Origin of the sequence: Devosia sp. (genome assembly GCF_030689745.1) — a bacterium.
Taxonomy (GTDB): Bacteria; Pseudomonadota; Alphaproteobacteria; order Rhizobiales; family Devosiaceae; genus Devosia; species Devosia alba.
In genome coordinates, this window is record NZ_JAUYGL010000064.1 from 1 (window position 1) to 18,193 (window position 18,193).

The window sequence follows — 18,193 nt, forward strand, 5'->3', positions numbered from 1 at the left end:
GGCCGGGTGCCGCGGGCTGCGGGTGGGCGGCGCGCAGATGAGTGAACTGCACGCCAATTTCCTGCTCAATGTCGATGACGCCAGCGCGCACGACATTGAAACGCTGGGCGAGACGGTGCGCAACAAGGTTCGTGCGACCTCCGGCATTGCATTGCAGTGGGAAATCAGCCGCCTGGGGCATTTCGAGCCGGGCAAGCAAGTACGCGAATTTCTGGATGGCGACGTCTTTACGGGGGCGGTGTGATGGTTTCGGACATCGCGCCCCCCACCCTCACTCCCTCCCCACAAGGGGGAGGGAAGCCTGCTCCGGGATTGCAACAAGCACCTGAGTCTGCGGCTCCCTCGTCTCCCTCCCCCTTGTGGGGAGGGATCAAGGGTGGGGGGGCTTTCTTGGCCAACACAGATCGGACGACCCCATGAGCAAGCACGTTGCCGTCCTGATGGGCGGCTGGTCCAATGAGCGGCCGGTTTCGCTGAGTTCGGGCCGGGAGTGCGCTGCGGCGCTGCGCCGGGCGGGCTACGAGGTCACCGAAGTCGATGTCGGGCGTGACATCGCCAATGTGCTCAGCGAGCTGAAACCCGATGTGGCGTTCAATGCGCTGCATGGGCCGTTTGGCGAGAGCGGCATGATGCAGGGGGTGCTCGAACTGCTGGGCATTCCCTATACCCATTCGGGCGTGCTGGCCTCGGCCCTGGCCATGGACAAGCACCAGGCCAAGATCGTGATGAAGGCGGCTGGCGTGCCGGTAACCGATCACGTCATCGTGTCCAGAGGCGAAGCCGGGCGCGGCCATGTCATGGCGCCGCCCTATGTGATCAAGCCGATTGCCGACGGGTCGAGTTTTGGCGTGTTCATCGTCAAGTCCGGCACCAGTCATCCGCCGCAGGAAATCCTGCGCGAAGACTGGAATTCGGGCGAACAGCTGATGGTGGAGCGCTATATTCCGGGGCGCGAGCTGACCTGTTCGGTGATGGGCGATGTGGCGCTGGGCGTCACCGAAATCGTGATCGAGGCGGGCTTTTACAACTACGAAGCCAAATATGCCAAGGGCGGCTCGACCCACATCATTCCGGCGCAGCTGAAACCGAAAATTTACGACAAAGTGCAACAGTTGAGCCTTGCCGCCCATGCGGCACTCGGTTGCCGTGGCGTGACGCGCTGCGACTTCCGCTACAATGATGCGACAGGCGAAGATGGCGAACTGGTCTGTCTGGAAATCAATACCCAGCCGGGCATGACCGAAACTTCGCTGGTGCCAGAGCAGGCTTTGCACGCCGGACACTCGTTTGAAGAACTGGTCGCCTGGATGGTGGAGGACGCGAGTTGCAACAGGTAAAGAGCGAGATGTTTCTCGCTGGAGCGCGGATTGTCGATCCCCGTGCATTGCCTGTGCCGGTCCGGTCGCCCCGCCGCAAACTGGCCAATAATCTCGGTCGCGTCTGGGTCTTGCACCACACGCTGATCAGGCGCGGACTGCTCATTGCCGGATTGGTTGCCAGTGTCGCCACGCTGAGCCAATTGCGCGAACCGATCACCGGGGGGGCGATGGGCCTCGTCGGGGTGGTGCAGAACCGCTTCGCCGATGCCGGCATGGCGATTGGCGAGATTTCCATCACCGGCCAGACACTGACCAGTGAACAGGCCATTTTTGACGCCCTGGGCGTTGAACCGCACACGTCCACGGTCGGTTTCGACGTCGAGGCCGCCCGCCAGCGCATTGCCGAACTGCCCGCCATTGCCTCGGTCAGCGTGCGCAAGGGTTTTCCCGGCGACGTGCTGGTCTCGGTCACCGAAAAGCTGCCGGTCGCCCGCTGGCGCGTAGATGGCATCACCTTTGTGGTCGATGACAGCGGCGAGCAGATTGGCGAAGATCACGGCGCCTATGGCGACCTGCCGCTGGTGGTGGGCGATGGCGCCAATGACGACGCCCTGGTGATGATAAGGGCACTCGATCAATATCCCACCCTCAAGGACGGTCTGGTGGCGCTGTCGCGCATCGCCGATCGGCGCTGGGACATGATCTATGACAGCGGCCTGCGCGTGCAACTGCCCGAATTGGGGGTTGCCGGTGCGCTGCGCCATCTCGTCAGTTACCAGGCAGATTATCAATTGCTGGACCGGGACGTGACCATTGTCGACCTGCGCGTCGCGGGCCTGGTGGCGGTGCGTCCGACCAAGACCGAAGAGGAACTGGCCAAGGACGAGGAAGAGCGGCAAGCCGCCATTCTCGAACGGGCCCGTTCGCCTGAGCCCTATCCGCTCCCGCCACGCAATCTACCCTCCGAAACCCTCCCTCAACCGAACATTCCGCAATGATGACCGATGCCATGACCTCCCGGTTGCGCCCCGTGCAACCCGGCAAGACGACGCTGGTGGCCGTGCTCGACATTGGCTCGACCAAGGTGTGCTGCGTGATTGCGCGGTTGACCCCGCGCCCCGAGGGCAAGGCGCTCAAGGGCCGGACGCATCAGGCGCAGGTGATCGGCTTTGGCTATGGCCCCTCGGCGGGCGTCAAGAGCGGCGTGGTCACCGATATCGAAAAGGCCGAGCAGACCATCCGCTCGGTGGTGGGCATGGCCGAGCGCTCGGCCGGGCTGACGCTGGAATCCGTGATCGTCAATGTCACGGCGGGCCGGCTGGGCTCGGAGACGTTTTCGGCCGCCGTGTCGCTGGACGGGCAGGAGGTTGAAGAGGCCGATATCCGCCGCGTGCTGCGAGCGGTCAATGAACGCTCGGTGCGGCCGGAGCGCTCGATCATTCACGCGTTGCCGATCGGTTACGCGATTGACGGCCAGAAAGGCATTCGCGACCCCAAGGGGATGGTGGGCGACAAACTGGGCGTCGACGTCGCCGTGGTCAGCTCGGAAACCCTGGCGATGCGCAATCTCGAACTGGTGCTGCATCGCTGCCATTTGCAGATCGAGGCGCTGATCGCCACCCCCTATGCCTCGGGTCTGGCCACGCTGGTGGATGACGAAGCCAAGCTGGGCGTGGCCTGCATCGATTTTGGCGGCGCCACCACCACGGTCTCGGTCTTCAATGAAGGCCATCTGGTCTATGTCGACGCCATTGCCATTGGCGGCCATCATCTGACACTCGACATTGCCCGCCAGCTCTCGGTCAGCGTGGCCGATGCCGAGCGGCTCAAGACATTTTACGGCTCGGTGCTGCCCGGGCAGGCCGATGAGCGCGACCTGATCCCGATCCAGCCGGTGGGTGCCAGCCATGACGAGGCGCCGGGGCAGGTGGCCCGTTCGGTGCTGACCCGCATCATGCGGCCGCGCATCGAGGAAATTCTGACGGCCATTCGCGACCGCATGCAGGCTACCGGCATGATGGATGTCTGCGGACGGCGCTTTGTGATGACTGGTGGGGCCAGTGAAATGACCGGGCTGACCGAAGTGGCTCGCCGCACGCTGGCGCGCAATGTGCGCATGGGGCGGCCAATGGGCATTGCCGGCCTGCCTGAAATGGCCAAGGGCGCTGCCTTCGCCACGGTGGCGGGCATGCTGATCTATCCGCAGGTCTGCGCCAAGGAATATGCCGAACCACGCAGCAGCCGCAAGCTGATCGGCACGGACGGCTATTTTGCCCGCGTCGGCAACTGGTTGCGCACCAGCTTCTAGAGCATGTCACCGTTTCGCTGAAACGGCGACCTGCTCCCGGTCTTTGATTGGTCGCGTTTGCTGAAACGCTTTAGCCACGCAGATCGCGGATGCCCCAGACCAGCAGCGTCGCGCCCAAAGCGCCGAAGGCCAGCCCGAACGCGGCCTCAATGCGACGCCAGAAGCGGCTATAGGTGCGCATCGCCATGCCGGTGGAGAACAGCAGGCCGTAGGCGCCGTAGATTGTCATCGCCGACAGCGCCACGAGTGGGCCGAAGGCCAGGACCTGAATCTTGCTCAGGCCCGCACCGAACAGAAACGTGGCCAGGGCCGACCACATCAGCACGGCCTTGGGATTGGTCATCACCACGAAGAAGCCGCGGCGCCAAGCCGCAAGATCATTCAGCGGCGCTGTGGTCGCGGTCACGGCGGTGGCCCCGCCGGAAAAGATCGTCCGCAGTGACTTGCCGGCGATGAACACCAGATATAGCCCGCCAGCGAATTTGAGCGCGGACAGCAGCAGCGGAAAGGCGGCGAACAGCGCGCCCAGCCCGAATGACACTGCTGCGGCCCAGACCAGGGTGCCGGTGCCAATACCGGTCACCACCAGCAATGCCGCCTTGCGCCCCTGTCCCAGGGCGACCGCTGCCACAGCCATCATATTGGGGCCCGGCGACGCCTGGGCGAGGGCGACGCCGATCCAGGCGGCAAGAAAGGCTTCGAGCATGGGGATGACTCAGGTGGGCAAGACGATCAGCCTAGCGCAGCCTCAATCCCCCGCCAATCGTCATGTGCGGCCTTACCCACCAGCATAGGCCTTCTGCAAAGCTGCGACGTCTAGCTTGCGCATCTGCAGCATGGCTTGCGTGGCGCGTTGGGCGCCTGCCTTGTCGGGGCCAAGAACGGTGTCATACATCTGTCTGGGCACGACCTGCCAGGAAAGGCCAAAGCGGTCCTTGCACCAGCCGCACATGCTTTCCTCGCCACCATTGTCGACGAAGCTGCTCCAGAAATAGTCGATCTCGGCCTGGTCGGCGCAGTCGATCATGAAGCTGACCGCCTCGGTGAATGGATAGCGCCAGTCGGGGCCGCCATTGAGCAGCATGAATTTGTGCCCTTCCAGCTCGATGATGGCGGTAAAGGCGGGCCCATCAGGGTCCTGATGGGTAATTTCGAGCACCTTCGCCGACTTGAAAGTGCTGGTGTAAAACGTGATCGCCTCGTCAATGCGCTCATCGAACCACAGGCAAGGCATGATTTTGGTCATGGTCTTTCTCCGTGCTGCCGCCAGGCCCGATGCCTGGGTATCGGTCACACAGCCACGACGAGCCAATCGCGGCCCATTCGACATCCTCTGTGGCTGCGGACCCGTTTGGTTAATGGCGGCTCAATCGGTAACCGATTGGAGTCGCATTTTGCGATCACGTTAACACTGGTGAGACAATTGTTAGGGGCCGGTTAACGTTTGGGAGGGTAAATCTTTACCAACCACGCCACTATGAGGCCCTTCATGACTATCAACCTCACCATCCCCGATATCCAGGAGCTCAAGCCTCGCATCACCGTATTCGGTGTTGGCGGTGGTGGCGGCAATGCCGTCAACAACATGATTGAATCCGGGCTTGATGGCGTAGATTTCGTCGTCGCCAATACCGATGCGCAGGCCCTGGCCCTGTCCAAGGCGCAGCGCATCATCCAGCTCGGCGTCGGCGTTACCGAGGGTCTGGGCGCTGGCTCGCACCCCGAAGTTGGCCGCGCGGCCGCCGAAGAGAGCTGGGACGAGATCAATGATCACCTTTCCGGCTCGCACATGGTGTTCATCACCTGCGGCATGGGCGGTGGTACCGGTACCGGCGCTGCGCCCGTTGTGGCTCGGGCAGCGCGCGAACAAGGCATTCTGACCGTTGGCGTGGTCACCAAGCCGTTCAATTTCGAAGGCAACCGGCGGACGCGTCTGGCCGATGATGGCATTGATGAGCTGCATCGCCATGTCGATACGCTGATCGTCATCCCGAACCAGAACCTGTTCCGGGTCGCCAATGAGAAGACCACCTTTGCCGACGCATTCGCGATGGCCGACCAGGTGCTGTTCTCCGGCGTCGCCTGCATTACCGATCTGATGGTCAAGGAAGGCCTGATCAATCTCGACTTCGCAGACGTGCGCGCCGTGATGCGCGGCATGGGCAAGGCGATGATGGGTACCGGCGAAGCATCGGGCGAAGACCGGGCGCGCCACGCTGCCGAAGCTGCCATTGCCAATCCGTTGCTCGATGATGTGTCGATGCAGGGCGCACGGGGCCTGCTGATCTCCATCACCGGCGGCCCTGACCTGACCCTGTACGAAGTCGACGAAGCGGCCAGCCGTATCCGCGAGGAAGTCGATCCCGATTGCAATATCATCCTGGGCGCCACCTATGATCCGAGCCTGACCGGCACGATCCGCGTCTCCGTTGTCGCCACTGGCACCGACGCCACCATGGTGCAGGCGCTCGAGCCCGCCAAGCCGCATGCTTCGCGTACGCCACTGGAAGTGCGCCGCCATGTGCCCGTCGAGCCGAGCCAGCCCAGCATTGCGCGTGCTGCTGTCGTCTCGCCAACTGCGGTGACCGAGCAGATCGAGCAGCAGGTCGAATCGGCCGTTGCCGAAGCCTTCTCGTTTGAAACCTTCACGCCAAGCGCGTCGGTTCAGGACGATGATGGCGTCATGGTCGAGCCCTATATCCCGGCAGCGTCTGTGGCACCGCAGGACGATGACGAGCTGACCATGGCTGACGACTCACCTGTACCCAGCGCTTATGTGCCTTCCCATGCCGTCCGTCCCGAGGGTCAGCGCCGTATGCCGCGCACCGAGGAACTGCCTGCTGTTGCGCGGCGGACACAGGACGCAGCGGAACGTGTGGATGCCGAGCCGCGCAATGCACGGGCTCTCTTCAAGCGTTTGGCCTCCAATGTTGGCCTGAATCTGGGTCAGCCTCATGTGGCTGACAGGCAGGAGGCGCCGCAGTTCGCCGCTGATGACAATGCTGCCCGTAGCGCCATAGAGGCAGGCGGCACAAGGACTTCCCGCGTTGCCGCGCCAGCCGAAGGTGCCCATGGCGGCCTCGATGCGCATGGTCGCCAGCCGTCCCCGGCGCCGCAGAAAGAGAGCCTCGAGATTCCGGCATTCCTGCGCAAGCACGGTTAATTGGCTGGGCACAGATACTGAAACATTGCTCGGTGCGGCTTTCGCACCGAGTTTTTTTTGGCTAGTACAAACCACGGGCGAACGGGCTGGGGTCGGAGTATTTCGAGTATGCAGAAATTGAATACGCGCCAGCGTACCCTCGCGGCCGCCATCGACTTCTCTGGCTACGGGGTGCACAGCGGGCAACCGGTCAATCTGACGATCGGGCCGGCGCCGGCCGATAGTGGTTATGTCATTAGCCGCACGCTCGAAAACGGCACCACAACGGCGCCGGTCAAGGTGCATTTTTCGCGGGTCAGCCGCACCACGCTTTGCACCACGCTTGATCTGGGCGACAGCGTCAGCGTCGCCACCATTGAACATGTGACCTCGGCGCTCAGCGGCATGGGCGTCGACAATGCGCTGATTACCATTGATGGCAGCGAATGCCCCATTCTGGATGGCAGTGCGCGCCCCTATGCCGAGGCCATCCTCAAGGTGGGCCTGGAAATTCAGCCGGCGCAGCGCAAATTCCTCAAAATCATGCGGGCCGTGACGGTACGCAACAATGACGCCTTTGCGGCGCTCGAACCCTATAATGGCCGCTCGCTCGATCTTGAAATCGACTTTGACAGCAAGGTCATCGGTCGCCAGCGCATGATCTTCGACTGGACGCCGCGTCGCTATTACGACGATGTGTCGCGCGCCCGCACCTTTGGCTTTGCCCGTGACGCCAAGATCCTGCGTCAGGCCGGCTACGCGCTGGGCTCGAGCCTGGACAATTCCATCACCGTGCACGAGAATCGTGTGCTCAACCCCGGTGGGCTGCGCTACGAGGACGAGTTTGTGCGGCACAAGCTGCTGGATGCCATTGGCGATCTGTCGCTGGGTGGCCTGCCGATCTGGGGCCGGTTCCGCTCCTACAAGGGCGGTCACGGTTTGAACGCGCATGTGTTGGCCGGTCTCTTCTCCAGTGAGGCCAATTATGAGATAGTGGACGCAGAAGATCTGCCGCTCGAGTTTCAGGCATTTGATGAGCAGCCCGAAGGTTTGGCGGTCAATCACTATTTGCGGTCCGTGCGCTAGGCTCGACAGCGGCGCCGCGCGCCACAGTTTTGATCCAATTTCTCAATAGGCCGCAAGCAGTGCGGTTTTCCTATGAAAGACGGGGCAGTTCGTGACAGTTGATGTTTTCGGTGGTTTCACCAGCCGGGCCGCCCGGTTCCTGACGATTGCGCTGGTCGCGGTTGTGCTGGCTGGCTGCTCGCTGTTCGGGCCCAGCAAGGTCAAGGATGAGCCGATCATTCCGGCCCAGACGCTGTACCAGAAGGCGCTGGACGATATGGACCGGCAATATTACGCCACCGCCATCAAGTCCTTGCAGCAATTGGACCGGCAGCATCCGCGCGATCCGCTGACGGAAAAATCCAAGCTGATGCAGGTGTTCGCCAATTACCGCGCCAACAAGCTTGATGACGCCATTCTGGCCGCTGACCGCTATCTGGCGGTGTACCCCAATGGCAAGGACGCGCCCTATGTGATGTATCTCAAGGCAAATTCCTACTTTGCCCAGATCAAGGACATCACCCGCGACCAGCAACTTTCGGCCGATGCGATCGATACCTATCGGCTGCTGATTTCCAACTATCCCAAATCCGACTACGCCGAGGACGCCAGGGAAAAGCTGCTGGTGGCCTATGACCAGCTGGCCGGCAAGGAAATGTCGGTGGGACGCTACTATCTGGGCAATGGTCAGTACACCGCAGCGATCAACCGCTTCCGCGTCGTGGTGGAGACCTGGCAGACCTCGACCCATATCGAGGAGGCGCTGTACCGCCTGACCGAAGCCTATCTGCTGCTGGGCCTGACCAATGAGGCCATGACGTCGGCTGCCGTGCTGGGTCACAATTACCCGAACAGCAGCTGGTACCAGAAGGCGTTTGCCTTGCTGGGCAAGCAGGGTCTGGCGCCGACCGTCAATAGTGGCAGCTGGATGGCCGGGCTGCGCAAGTAGCCGCTGCAAGATTTTGTTGCTAGTTTGTTCTGGGGCGCTATGATGCGCCCCAGTTCGTTTGTGGAACGCAACGGACCCGGCATCACCGGCGGACCCGCGGCCATCGCCTTCCTGTGCGAAAGCGCGATTCGTGGTTTCGCGGGAGGGCTGCCGGGATGGTAACGTGCGGTGTAACGGGTTGGCAGGCGCTACCCCTCACGCAATCTGGGATGTAACTGCGCATGCTGAACGCGCTCTCGGTTCGCAACATCGTCCTGATCGACCAGCTTGATCTGGCCCTTGACGGCGGCATGACCGTGCTGACGGGGGAGACCGGGGCCGGCAAATCCATTCTGCTCGATGCCTTGACGCTGGCGCTGGGCGGGCGTGGTGACGCGTCACTGGTGCGCAGCGGCCAGCAGAGCGGGCAGGTGGTGGCGGTGCTGCAACTTGCGGCCGATCATCCGGCCCGCGCAGCCCTGCGCGACAATGCCATCCCCGATGACGAGGATATCATTCTGCGCCGCGTGCAGTTCGCCGATGGCCGCACCCGCGCCTTTATCAATGACCAGCCGGTGTCGGCGGCACTGCTGCAGCGTGTCGGCAGCCAGATCGTGGAAATTCACGGCCAGCACGATGATCGCGCTTTGGTCGATGCCGCGACCCATCGCGCCGCGCTGGATGCGTTTGGCGAGCTGGAGGCCGGCGTGGTGCAACTGCGCGATGCCTGGGAGGCACTCAGCGAGGCCAGCGCAGCCGTGGCCGAGCAACAGGCACAGGTCGCCGAGGCACTGGCCGCCGAGGACTATGCCCGCCATACGGTGGATGAACTGTCCAAGATCAAGCCGCAGCCCGGCGAAGAGGATGAGCTGGCGGCGCGGCGCACGCATTTGCAGCAGGTGGAGCGTTCGGCATCCGATGTCGGCGAGATCGACGAGATGCTCAACGGCCCCAGCGCGCCGGCCCCGGCGCTGGCCAGCCTGATGCGGCGGCTGATGCGCAAGATCGATGGCGGCGCCAGCCTGTTCCAGCCGATTGTCGACAGCATCGACACCGCGCTGACCAGCCTTGATCACACCAGCGACACGCTCGAAGCGCTGAAGCGCGAGATGGCCTATGATCCGGCCGAGCTTGAAGATGTCGAGGAGCGGCTGTTCGCGCTGCGTGCGCTGGCCCGCAAGCACCAGACCAGCTGTGACGGACTGGCCGACGTGCTGGCCAAATACAGCGCCGACCTCGAATCCCTGCAGAGTGGCGAAGCACGGCTGGTGGCGCTGGAAGCGGCGCAGGCCAAGGCGCTGGCGCGCTATCGCGCGCTGGCCGAAACGCTGAGCGCCGGCCGCGCCAAGGCCGCCAAGGCGCTGGGCCAGGCGGTCGGGGTGGAATTGCCCGAGCTCAAGCTGGGCGCGGCAAAGTTCATCGTCGACCACCAGATCGATACCAGCCGCATTGCCGCCACCGGCTTTGACCAGATCGCCTTTCACGTGCAGACCAATCCGGGCACTGCCGCCGGTCCCTTGCTCAAGGTGGCTTCGGGCGGCGAGCTCAGCCGGTTCCTGTTGGCGCTCAAGGTGGTGCTGGCTGACCGGGGCTCGGCGCCGGTGCTGATCTTTGACGAAATCGACACCGGGGTGGGCGGCGCGGTGGCCGATGCCATTGGCCGCCGCCTGGCGCGGCTGGCCGGCAAGGTGCAGGTGCTGGCCGTTACCCACGCGCCGCAGGTGGCCGCTCGCGCCCAGCGCCATCTGCTGATCGAAAAACAGATGGTCAAGGAAGGCGCCTTCATGCGCACCCACGTCAAGCCGCTCGACAGCGCCGCCCGCCAGGAAGAGGTGGCCCGCATGCTGGCCGGGGCGCAGGTCACCGACGAGGCGCGTGCGGCGGCAAGCAAGCTGCTGAGTGAAGTGGGGTAGCCCCCACCTAACCTCTCCCTGAAGGGGGAGGGATGGATCGGGTGTGGGGCGGGATGGTGCCAGACCCACGGCCCGAATTCCTCCCCCTTCAGGGGGAGGCGAGGTGGGGGTATGCTCCTCAAACTGTTACAATGTTCTGCTTCCTGAGTATCCCGATGACCGACCTGTCCAACAAACCCGTCGATACCCTCAGCGCACCCGAGGCCCGGGTCGAGCTGGAGCGGCTGGCGGCGGCCATGGCCGAGGCCGATATCGCCTATCACCAGAAAGATGCGCCCGAGATCAGCGATGCCGATTATGACGCGCTGCGTCGCCGCAATGAGGCGATCGAGCAGCGGTTTCCGGCGCTGGTGCTGCCGGACGGCCCATCGGCGGCCGTGGGCGCTGCTCCGGCCGAGGGCTTTGCCAAGGTCCGGCACGGCGTCCCCATGCTCAGCCTGGGCAATGCGTTCGATGACGCCGACGTCGCTGATTTCGTGGCGCGGGGGCGGAAGTTCTTCGAGAGGGACTTTTCCCGCGATCCAGAGTTCAAGCTCTATTTCACCGCCGAGCCGAAGATTGATGGCCTCTCGGCCTCGCTCCGTTATGAGCATGGGGTCTTCGTGCGCGGCGCCACGCGCGGCGATGGCACTGAAGGCGAGGACATCACTGAAAACCTCAAGACCATCAAGGACATCCCCAAAAAGCTCAACGGCTCGGGCTGGCCCGCGGTAATCGAAATTCGCGGCGAGGTCTATATGAGCCACGCCGAATTCCAGCGGCTCAAGGCGCAGTCGGCCAAGTTTGGCGGGCAGGATTACGTCAATCCGCGCAATACTGCGGCCGGTTCGCTGCGGCAGAAAAACCCCGAGATTACCGCCAGCCGGAATTTGAACTTCTTCGCTTACGCGTGGGGAATTTCGGAGAATGCAGCAGGCCAGCCGCAACCGCCGGCAGCGACCCAGGGCGAAGCGGTGGAGAAATTCAAGCAATGGGGGTTTGTCACCACGCCGCTGATGATCCGCACCGACAGCATTGAGACGCTGCTGGCGCATTATCGTGCCATCGAGGCGCAGCGCGCCACGCTGGGCTATGACATTGATGGCGTGGTCTACAAGCTCGACGATCTGGCGCTGCAGCAGCGCTGGGGCTTCGTCGCCCGGGCGCCGCGCTGGGCGATTGCCCATAAATTTCCGGCCGAGCAGGCCACCACGATTTTGACCGGTATCGACATTCAGGTCGGCCGCACTGGGGCGCTGACGCCGGTGGCGCGGCTGGCGCCGGTGACGGTGGGCGGGGTGGTGGTGGAGAATGCCACGCTGCACAATGAGGATTACATCAAGGGGGTGGGCAATGATGGCGCGCCGATCCGCAATGGCGTCGATCTGCGCATTGGCGACACCGTCATCGTCCAGCGGGCTGGCGACGTCATTCCGCAGATCGTTGATGTGGTGCTGGACAAGCGCCCCGCCGATGCCAAACCCTTCGTGTTCCCCGAAACCTGCCCGGTGTGTGGCTCGGCAGCCATTCGCGAGGTCAATGAGAAGACCGGCAAGGTGGATTCCAAGCGCCGTTGCACCGGCGAGCTGGTCTGTCCGGCCCAGGCAATCGAAAAGCTCAAGCATTTCGTGGCGCGCGACGCCATGGATATCGACGGGTTGGGCGACCGGCAGGTGACCCAGTTCTACGAGGAGGGGCGCATCGCCCGACCGGCCGATATCTTCACGCTGAAGGCCCGCGACGAGCGGTCGGTGAAAAAGCTCAAGGATGTGGACGGCTTTGGCGCCACTTCGGTCAGGAAGCTGTTTGACGCGATCGAGGCCCGGCGGGAACCGGAGCTGGATCGCTTCATCTACGCGCTGGGTATCCGCCATGTCGGAGAGACCACGGCGGCGCTGCTGGCCAAGACCTTCACCACCATGGAGGCCTTTCGCGACACCGCCTCGGCGGCAGCGCATGCCGAGGGCGACAAGCACGCCGTCTTTCCCCAGATCAACGGCATTGGCGATACGGTACGCTCATCGGTGATGGCGTTTTTCGCCAATGACCGCAACATTGAGGCACTGGACGATCTGCTGGCCCAGGTGCGGCCCAAGCCTTATGTGGTCACAATTGCTGCCGATAGTGCGGTGGCAGGCAAGACGGTGGTTTTCACCGGCTCGCTGGAGCGGATGACCCGCTCGGAGGCCAAGGCGATGGCCGAACGGCTGGGCGCCAAGGTGGCCGGGTCGATCTCGGCGGCCACCGATATTCTGGTGGCGGGGCCCGGCGCCGGGTCCAAGCTGAAAAAGGCTGAGGAGCTCGGTGTCGAGGTGATCAGCGAAGATGAATGGTTCGAGCGCGTCGGCTAAGCGCCCAGACGCCGTCAGGGAGAACGGGATGCGATTATTGGGTGTTTTGGCAGCAGCCGTGTTGCTGCCGGTGACGGTGCAGGCCAGTGAGACGGGCGAGTTGCTGGCGAGCCATCTTTATGCGGGCAGCATCGGCGCGGGGCAGGCGGCGCTGGCCGCTGGCAAGGACGCGGGCGAGCCCGAGGCCTGCTTTGGCTGGGCCATGCTGGGTCTGGCAGGGGCGCTGGAAGGGCTGGCGCAGGATTTCTACCGCTATGGCGGTACGGCGCCCGACACGCCGGCGGCGGCAATGCTGCTGGGCATCGGCGAGGCAGAGCCGCCGGTAGTGCTCAATCCGGCGCCCGAAGCGTTGCGCTATCCGGCCTTGCGCGCCGTGCTGGCCGATTTCCGCAGCGACCTCGCAGCGGCCCAGGCGGCGTTCGTCTGTGGTGGCGCCGATGGTGCCGATTATGTGCTGCCAATCGACCTGCTCAAGGCCACGCTCGACTTCAATGGCGATGGCACCACCGCGCCGGAAGAAACCCTGGCCACGGTGCTGTTGCCCCTGCTCGGTCAGGATTTTGTACCGGACACAGCCATCGCGCCCATGGGCAAGACCAAGCGCAAGGGGCCGCCGGTGCAGGATGGCACGCTCGGCTTTGATCCGGCCGATGCCATCTGGCTGGCCGGTTACACCAAACTGGTGGGCGCACAGCTGGACTGGCTGATGGCCCATGATTTCGAGGATTTCTTCAACGCCTATCTGCATCGGGTATTTCCCCAGGCCGGTCTGCCCATGCAAGGCATGGATGGGGTGGGCAGCCTGGTCATGGATCCCGACAGCGATGCGTCGATCGCCGATATCATTGCGGGCATTCACACGCTGAATTTCCCGGTGATCGACAAAGCCCTGCTGGCCAGCATTCCCGATCAGCTCAAGCAGGTCACGGCGCTGTCGCGGCGCAACTGGGAGCTGATCCTGGCCGAGACCGATGATGACCGCGAGGTCATTCCCAATCCGGACCAGACCAACCTGCTCGATGGCATGCCGGTGACGGCGGCGGGCGTTGCCGCCTGGCGCGAGACGCTCGACGTACTCGACCAGATCATCGATGGGCAATTGCTGATCCCGCATTGGCGCTTTGCCCAAGGCTTTGATCTCAAGGCTTATTTCGACAGTGCCGAGCGCACCGATCTGGTGATGTTGCTGGCCGGACAGGACGCCCTGCCGTTTCTCAAGGACGGCCCGATTGCCGATGCGGAGAGCTTTGCTGCGGGCAATGCGGCGTTTGGCGACGCGTTCCCCAACTACGCCTTCTGGTTCAACTGAGTTTACTGCCGGGGCGGCTGGCGACACGCCGCCCTGTCAAACCTTCCCCATTTGGCTGTGTCTGTTGCGACAGGCCTCACTTAGGCCGACCACCCGGAGATGACGAATGCGTCTTGTTGCCCTTATTGCCGGAATGGTGCTGGCCCTGACCGGTCTGGCTGCAGCCCAGCCCTATGACACTCCAGAGGCCCTGCTCGAGGCCTTCTATGCCCCCTATTTTACCGGCGAGTTCTACGACGATGAAGCCCCTTTCCGCTCAGCGGCTCTGCAGGCGCTCCATGACAATGACGCCGAAATCACCCCGCCGGGGGAAATGGGCGCCATCAGTTTCGATCCCTATGTCGACGGCCAGGATTTTGATCTCACCGAATTGCAGATCGGCACGCCCACCATTGTCGGCGCTGCGGCGATTGTGGATGTCAGCTTCCGCAATTTCGGCGAGCCGCGCAGCCTCACCTTTGAACTGGTGAACGAAAATGGCTGGAAGATCGACGACGTGGTCTCCAGCAATCCGGAAAACCAGTATCGCCTGAGCGAGATCTTTGCTGCCGCTGCCGGCAACTGAGCCTGCCAGATTGCCAAATGGTAATCGCCTGCCGCAGTTTGGCCATGGCACGATCACAGTCGCGCCATGGCCGGGCACTAGCGTTTTGCCATCATGTAGGGAGACGGGGCATGCAACAGACTGGAGCAATGCTGGTGCTGGCGGGGCTGCTGCTGAGCGGCCCGGCGCTGGGCGCCGAGCGCTATGGCGATCCCAAGGCGCTGGTGAGCGCCATCTATGCCGAATACCAGCCGGGGGCGCATGCCAGCGCCCCCAACAGCTTTTATTCGCAGCGTCTTCAGGGAATCTACGAGCAGGCGGTGGAAAACAACGTCTTTGCCGACGATGCCGCCGTCACGGGCGCGCCCTTCGTGGCGGCGCAGATGTTCAACCCGTTCCTGCCCGATGCCAGCGCGCTACTGTTTGACCTCAGCGTCGGCGAGGCCACCATCAGTGGCGACCGCGCCGTCATCAATGTCAGCTACCACAATTTCGACCATCCCCGCCTGCTGGCCATTGCCACGGTGCGCGAGGCGGATGGCTGGAAGGTCGACGATGTCGCCGCCCTGGGCCCCGATGACCACTGGCTGCTGAGCTGGGCGCTGACCTATGATCCGCTCGGATTCTAAAGCGCTGCCGTGGCCGCCTTGAGCCATGCCCGCACCGGGCCGTCGAGCTTGGGGCCGATCTCGTCGTACACCCGCTGATGATACGCATTGAGCCAGTTCCGTTCGGCCGGGCTGAGCAGGGCGGGTTCGATCAACCGGGTGTCGATAGGGGCCAGGGTGAGGGTTTCGAATTCCAGATAGTCGGGGAAATCGGTGCTCGCGCGCACCGTGATCAGATTTTCGATGCGGATGCCGTATTCGCCAGCCTTGTAATAGCCGGGCTCGTTGGAAAGCACATTGCCCTCCTCAAGCGGGGTGGGGTAGCGCGACGAAATGCCGATGGGGCCCTCGTGGACGCCCAGATAGGCGCCCACGCCGTGGCCGGTGCCGTGACTATAGGTGACGCCATCCTGCCAGAGGAACTGGCGCGCCAGAACATCAAGCTGGGCGCCGCTGGTGCCCTGGGGGAAGCGTGCGGTGGAGATGGCGATCATGCCCTTGAGCACGCGGGTGAAGCGGTCGCGCTGCTCGGGGGTGGATGAACCGGTCGAGAGGGTCCGGGTGATATCGGTGGTGCCCGAGAGATATTGCGCGCCGCTATCGAGCAGCATGAGTTCGCCGGGCCTGAGGGTACGATCAGTCTTGGTTGTCACCCGGTAATGCACAATGGCGCCATTGGGGCCGGCGCCGGAAATGGTGTCAAAACTGGCGTCAACGCAGCTCTCCTCCTGGCGCCGGAAGGCTTCAAGAGCGGTGACGATACCGATTTCGGTCAGTTCGCCCTGTGGGGCATTGGCGTCAAACCAGGCGAGGAATTTGGCCAGTGCGACGCCGTCCAGCGTGTGCGCTTCGCGCATGCCGGCCAGTTCGGCCTCGTTCTTCCTGGCCTTTGGCAGCAGCACAGGGTCGGCCTTTTCGATCAGCCGGGCGCCAGCGTCGGTCAAGGTGGTGGCGATGGCCTGGGGCACGCTCGCGGGATCGATCAGCACCGCTTTATCGGCTGCGCCGAGTGCCGCCAGATCGGTGGTGAAGCTGGCCGTGCTGGCGATTTTGGCGACGTCCGTGAGGGCAGTGGTGAGTTCATCGGTGATCCTGGCCGGATCGAGATAGAGCGTCGGCTGACCGGTCTGCGGCACGATGGCAAAGCCCAGTACAAAGGGGGTATTGGGCACGTCGCGGCCGCGCATGTTGAGCAGCCAGCAGATCGATTCGGGCAGGGTCAGCACCGCGGCATCGGCCTTGTCAGAGCGCAGACTGGTCTGGATGGCGCTGATCTTGTCGCCTGCGGTCTGGCCGGCGCGGTTGTGGCCGAGAAACTCGATGGCACTGACTGGAGCGCCGGGGCGGTCCGCCCAGATGGTGTCGACCAGATTGGCATGGGGCACCACTTTGCAGTGATCGGCAAGCTGGCGGGTCAGGTTGCGCACTTCGCCGGGCGTGTGCAGCCAGGGATCATAGGCCAGCGTGCCGCCCTTGGGCACGAAATCGGCCAGTTCGGTGCCATAGCCGCCTTGCCCCCAGGCCCGCACCGAGACCAGCGCGGTATCGGTCTGGGTCGGCGCCTGCAGGGTGTAGCGGCTATCGACAAACAGCCCGGCGCTGTCGGGACCGACAATGGCGAAACCGGCCGAGCCGGTGAAGCCGGTGAGATAGGCCAGCCGCGCGTCGCCCGGCGGCACCGACTCTCCACGATGGGCATCGGCGCGGGGAACCAGAAACGCATCGACCCCGGCCTTGGCCATGGCGTGCCGCAGGGCCGCCAGACGGGGGGCGACATTGGCGGGATCGGCCTTTTCCTCAAAGCTCTGGAACAGGGCGGGCGGGAAGGCGGCGAGGGTCATAGAACGGTGTCCTTGGACGGGGAGGTGCGCTGGGCTCATGGCTGACCTGACCGATCAGGCCATAGCATATCGCAGGAGAAGGCCTACCTTAGTGTCACAACACAGGAGAGCAACCATGGCCAATGAGAAGAATTTCTTCGCCCGCGCAGTAGATGCAATGATCGCCGGTCGCGAACTCACCGCAAAGCGCTATGTCGCCGAGTTTGAGCGCACCTATGGCAAGACCAACCGTCCGTTAACAAAGCGGTAATCGGTCCTGCCAAACTTGCAGGGCTGCTGTGCCGATATGGGTCTAACGGAAACGCTCGGTTTGGCCTAGACAGTTCAGGACGATGGCAACAGACCACGCGTCCAAGTGCATGGAGATGACGATGACTGAGAGCATGAACGATTTTCGCAAGACACTGGGTTCGGTAATCGATGCCCGTGGTCGCGAATCGAACCGCCAGGTCAGCTATCGCATGCAGCATCAGCTGATTGGCGCCTTCACCAAGCGCCCATAAGGCCGCAAGACTTCATCGCAGAATATGTCGATCCCCGGGGCCTGCTTCGGGGATTTTGCTTGTCTGGGATCTGTCGGCTCGCTTGGCTATGGCGCTACCCATTCCGGAGCCACAACACCGGCCGTCACCTCTCGGGGTCAAGCCCCGAGGGTCACATGCGGTGGGCGGTGTGGCGAGCGCTCACGCCCAGGCCGTCAATGCCCGTTCGGCGACGCTGAATGGTTAACAATCTGCTAACCGGTAAACCCTCTCGGGGGCGAGAAATCGAATGGCGTGCTACTTCATTTCCAGCATCAGCGTGGTCCATTCCTTGCGCTGCAGCGTCTGGGTCAGGGTCATGCCCTGACGGGCATAGGCGTTGATCACGCCACGCGCCTGATGCT

At 63.3% G+C, this 18,193-nt stretch carries 16 protein-coding genes and 1 pseudogene; 14 read left to right on the top strand and 3 right to left on the bottom strand.

Features of this window, described 5'->3' with window-relative positions:
• The 4 genes and pseudogenes from Q8O80_RS05585 to ftsA all read left to right on the top strand — a co-directional run.
• A pseudogene (locus Q8O80_RS05585) lies at window positions 1–244 on the top strand (UDP-N-acetylenolpyruvoylglucosamine reductase); the annotation flags it as partial.
• 172 nt (window positions 245–416) lie between these two features.
• Window positions 417–1,337: a D-alanine--D-alanine ligase gene (locus Q8O80_RS05590; RefSeq protein ID WP_305577803.1), complete on the top strand. Its 921-nt coding sequence runs from the start codon at window positions 417–419 to the stop codon at window positions 1,335–1,337.
• On the top strand, window positions 1,325–2,317 hold the full coding sequence (locus Q8O80_RS05595; RefSeq protein ID WP_305577805.1) for a cell division protein FtsQ/DivIB: 993 nt from the start codon (window positions 1,325–1,327) through the stop codon (window positions 2,315–2,317). The genes Q8O80_RS05590 and Q8O80_RS05595 overlap by 13 nt, the downstream gene beginning before the upstream one ends.
• Entirely contained in the window at window positions 2,314–3,627 is a 1,314-nt protein-coding gene (ftsA, locus tag Q8O80_RS05600) for a cell division protein FtsA (protein WP_305577807.1), read from the top strand. The genes Q8O80_RS05595 and ftsA overlap by 4 nt, the downstream gene beginning before the upstream one ends.
• Window positions 3,628–3,697: 70 nt before the next feature.
• Here the strand turns inward: ftsA and Q8O80_RS05605 are convergent, their stop codons facing one another.
• Window positions 3,698–4,333, bottom strand: coding sequence for a LysE family translocator (locus Q8O80_RS05605; protein ID WP_305577809.1), 636 nt, complete (start codon window positions 4,331–4,333; stop codon window positions 3,698–3,700).
• 72 nt (window positions 4,334–4,405) lie between these two features.
• Entirely contained in the window at window positions 4,406–4,873 is a 468-nt protein-coding gene (locus Q8O80_RS05610; protein ID WP_305577811.1) for a VOC family protein, read from the bottom strand.
• 243 nt (window positions 4,874–5,116) lie between these two features.
• Between Q8O80_RS05610 and ftsZ the strand changes: the two genes are divergently transcribed.
• From ftsZ to Q8O80_RS05650, 8 genes are all read left to right on the top strand, one after another.
• Window positions 5,117–6,790, top strand: coding sequence for a cell division protein FtsZ (ftsZ, locus tag Q8O80_RS05615; RefSeq protein ID WP_305577813.1), 1,674 nt, complete (start codon window positions 5,117–5,119; stop codon window positions 6,788–6,790).
• Window positions 6,791–6,898: 108 nt separating this feature from the next.
• Complete coding sequence (lpxC, locus tag Q8O80_RS05620; RefSeq protein WP_305577815.1) at window positions 6,899–7,855, top strand: UDP-3-O-acyl-N-acetylglucosamine deacetylase; 957 nt, start codon at window positions 6,899–6,901, stop codon at window positions 7,853–7,855.
• 91 nt (window positions 7,856–7,946) lie between these two features.
• A complete protein-coding gene (locus tag Q8O80_RS05625; RefSeq protein WP_305577817.1) occupies window positions 7,947–8,783 on the top strand; it encodes an outer membrane protein assembly factor BamD in 837 nt (278 codons plus the stop codon).
• 221 nt (window positions 8,784–9,004) lie between these two features.
• Window positions 9,005–10,675 (top strand): DNA repair protein RecN, encoded by a 1,671-nt coding sequence (recN, locus tag Q8O80_RS05630; protein ID WP_305577819.1) that lies wholly within the window; start codon window positions 9,005–9,007, stop codon window positions 10,673–10,675.
• A 164-nt stretch (window positions 10,676–10,839) separates the two neighbouring features.
• The gene (gene ligA / locus Q8O80_RS05635) at window positions 10,840–13,005 is read left to right on the top strand and encodes an NAD-dependent DNA ligase LigA (RefSeq protein ID WP_305577832.1); all 2,166 of its coding nucleotides are present in this window, start codon (window positions 10,840–10,842) and stop codon (window positions 13,003–13,005) included.
• A gap of 28 nt (window positions 13,006–13,033) precedes the next feature.
• Window positions 13,034–14,314: a hypothetical protein gene (locus Q8O80_RS05640; protein ID WP_305577821.1), complete on the top strand. Its 1,281-nt coding sequence runs from the start codon at window positions 13,034–13,036 to the stop codon at window positions 14,312–14,314.
• A 106-nt stretch (window positions 14,315–14,420) separates the two neighbouring features.
• The gene (locus Q8O80_RS05645; protein ID WP_305577823.1) at window positions 14,421–14,879 is read left to right on the top strand and encodes a DUF3828 domain-containing protein; all 459 of its coding nucleotides are present in this window, start codon (window positions 14,421–14,423) and stop codon (window positions 14,877–14,879) included.
• Between the two features lie 110 nt (window positions 14,880–14,989).
• A complete protein-coding gene (locus Q8O80_RS05650) occupies window positions 14,990–15,487 on the top strand; it encodes a hypothetical protein (RefSeq protein WP_305577824.1) in 498 nt (165 codons plus the stop codon).
• On the opposite strand, the gene Q8O80_RS05655 is transcribed toward Q8O80_RS05650, so the two are convergent.
• Window positions 15,484–17,307, bottom strand: a complete 1,824-nt coding sequence (locus tag Q8O80_RS05655) for an aminopeptidase P family protein (protein WP_305577826.1) — start codon at window positions 17,305–17,307, stop codon at window positions 15,484–15,486. The two genes, Q8O80_RS05650 and Q8O80_RS05655, sit on opposite strands and share 4 nt — an antisense overlap.
• Window positions 17,308–17,422: 115 nt before the next feature.
• Here Q8O80_RS05655 and Q8O80_RS05660 point away from each other — a divergent pair, with 115 nt between their 5' ends.
• Both Q8O80_RS05660 and Q8O80_RS05665 read left to right on the top strand, forming a co-directional pair.
• A complete protein-coding gene (locus tag Q8O80_RS05660) occupies window positions 17,423–17,557 on the top strand; it encodes a hypothetical protein (protein WP_305577828.1) in 135 nt (44 codons plus the stop codon).
• 121 nt (window positions 17,558–17,678) lie between these two features.
• Window positions 17,679–17,810: a hypothetical protein gene (locus tag Q8O80_RS05665; protein ID WP_305577830.1), complete on the top strand. Its 132-nt coding sequence runs from the start codon at window positions 17,679–17,681 to the stop codon at window positions 17,808–17,810.
• Window positions 17,811–18,193: the final 383 nt, after the last annotated feature.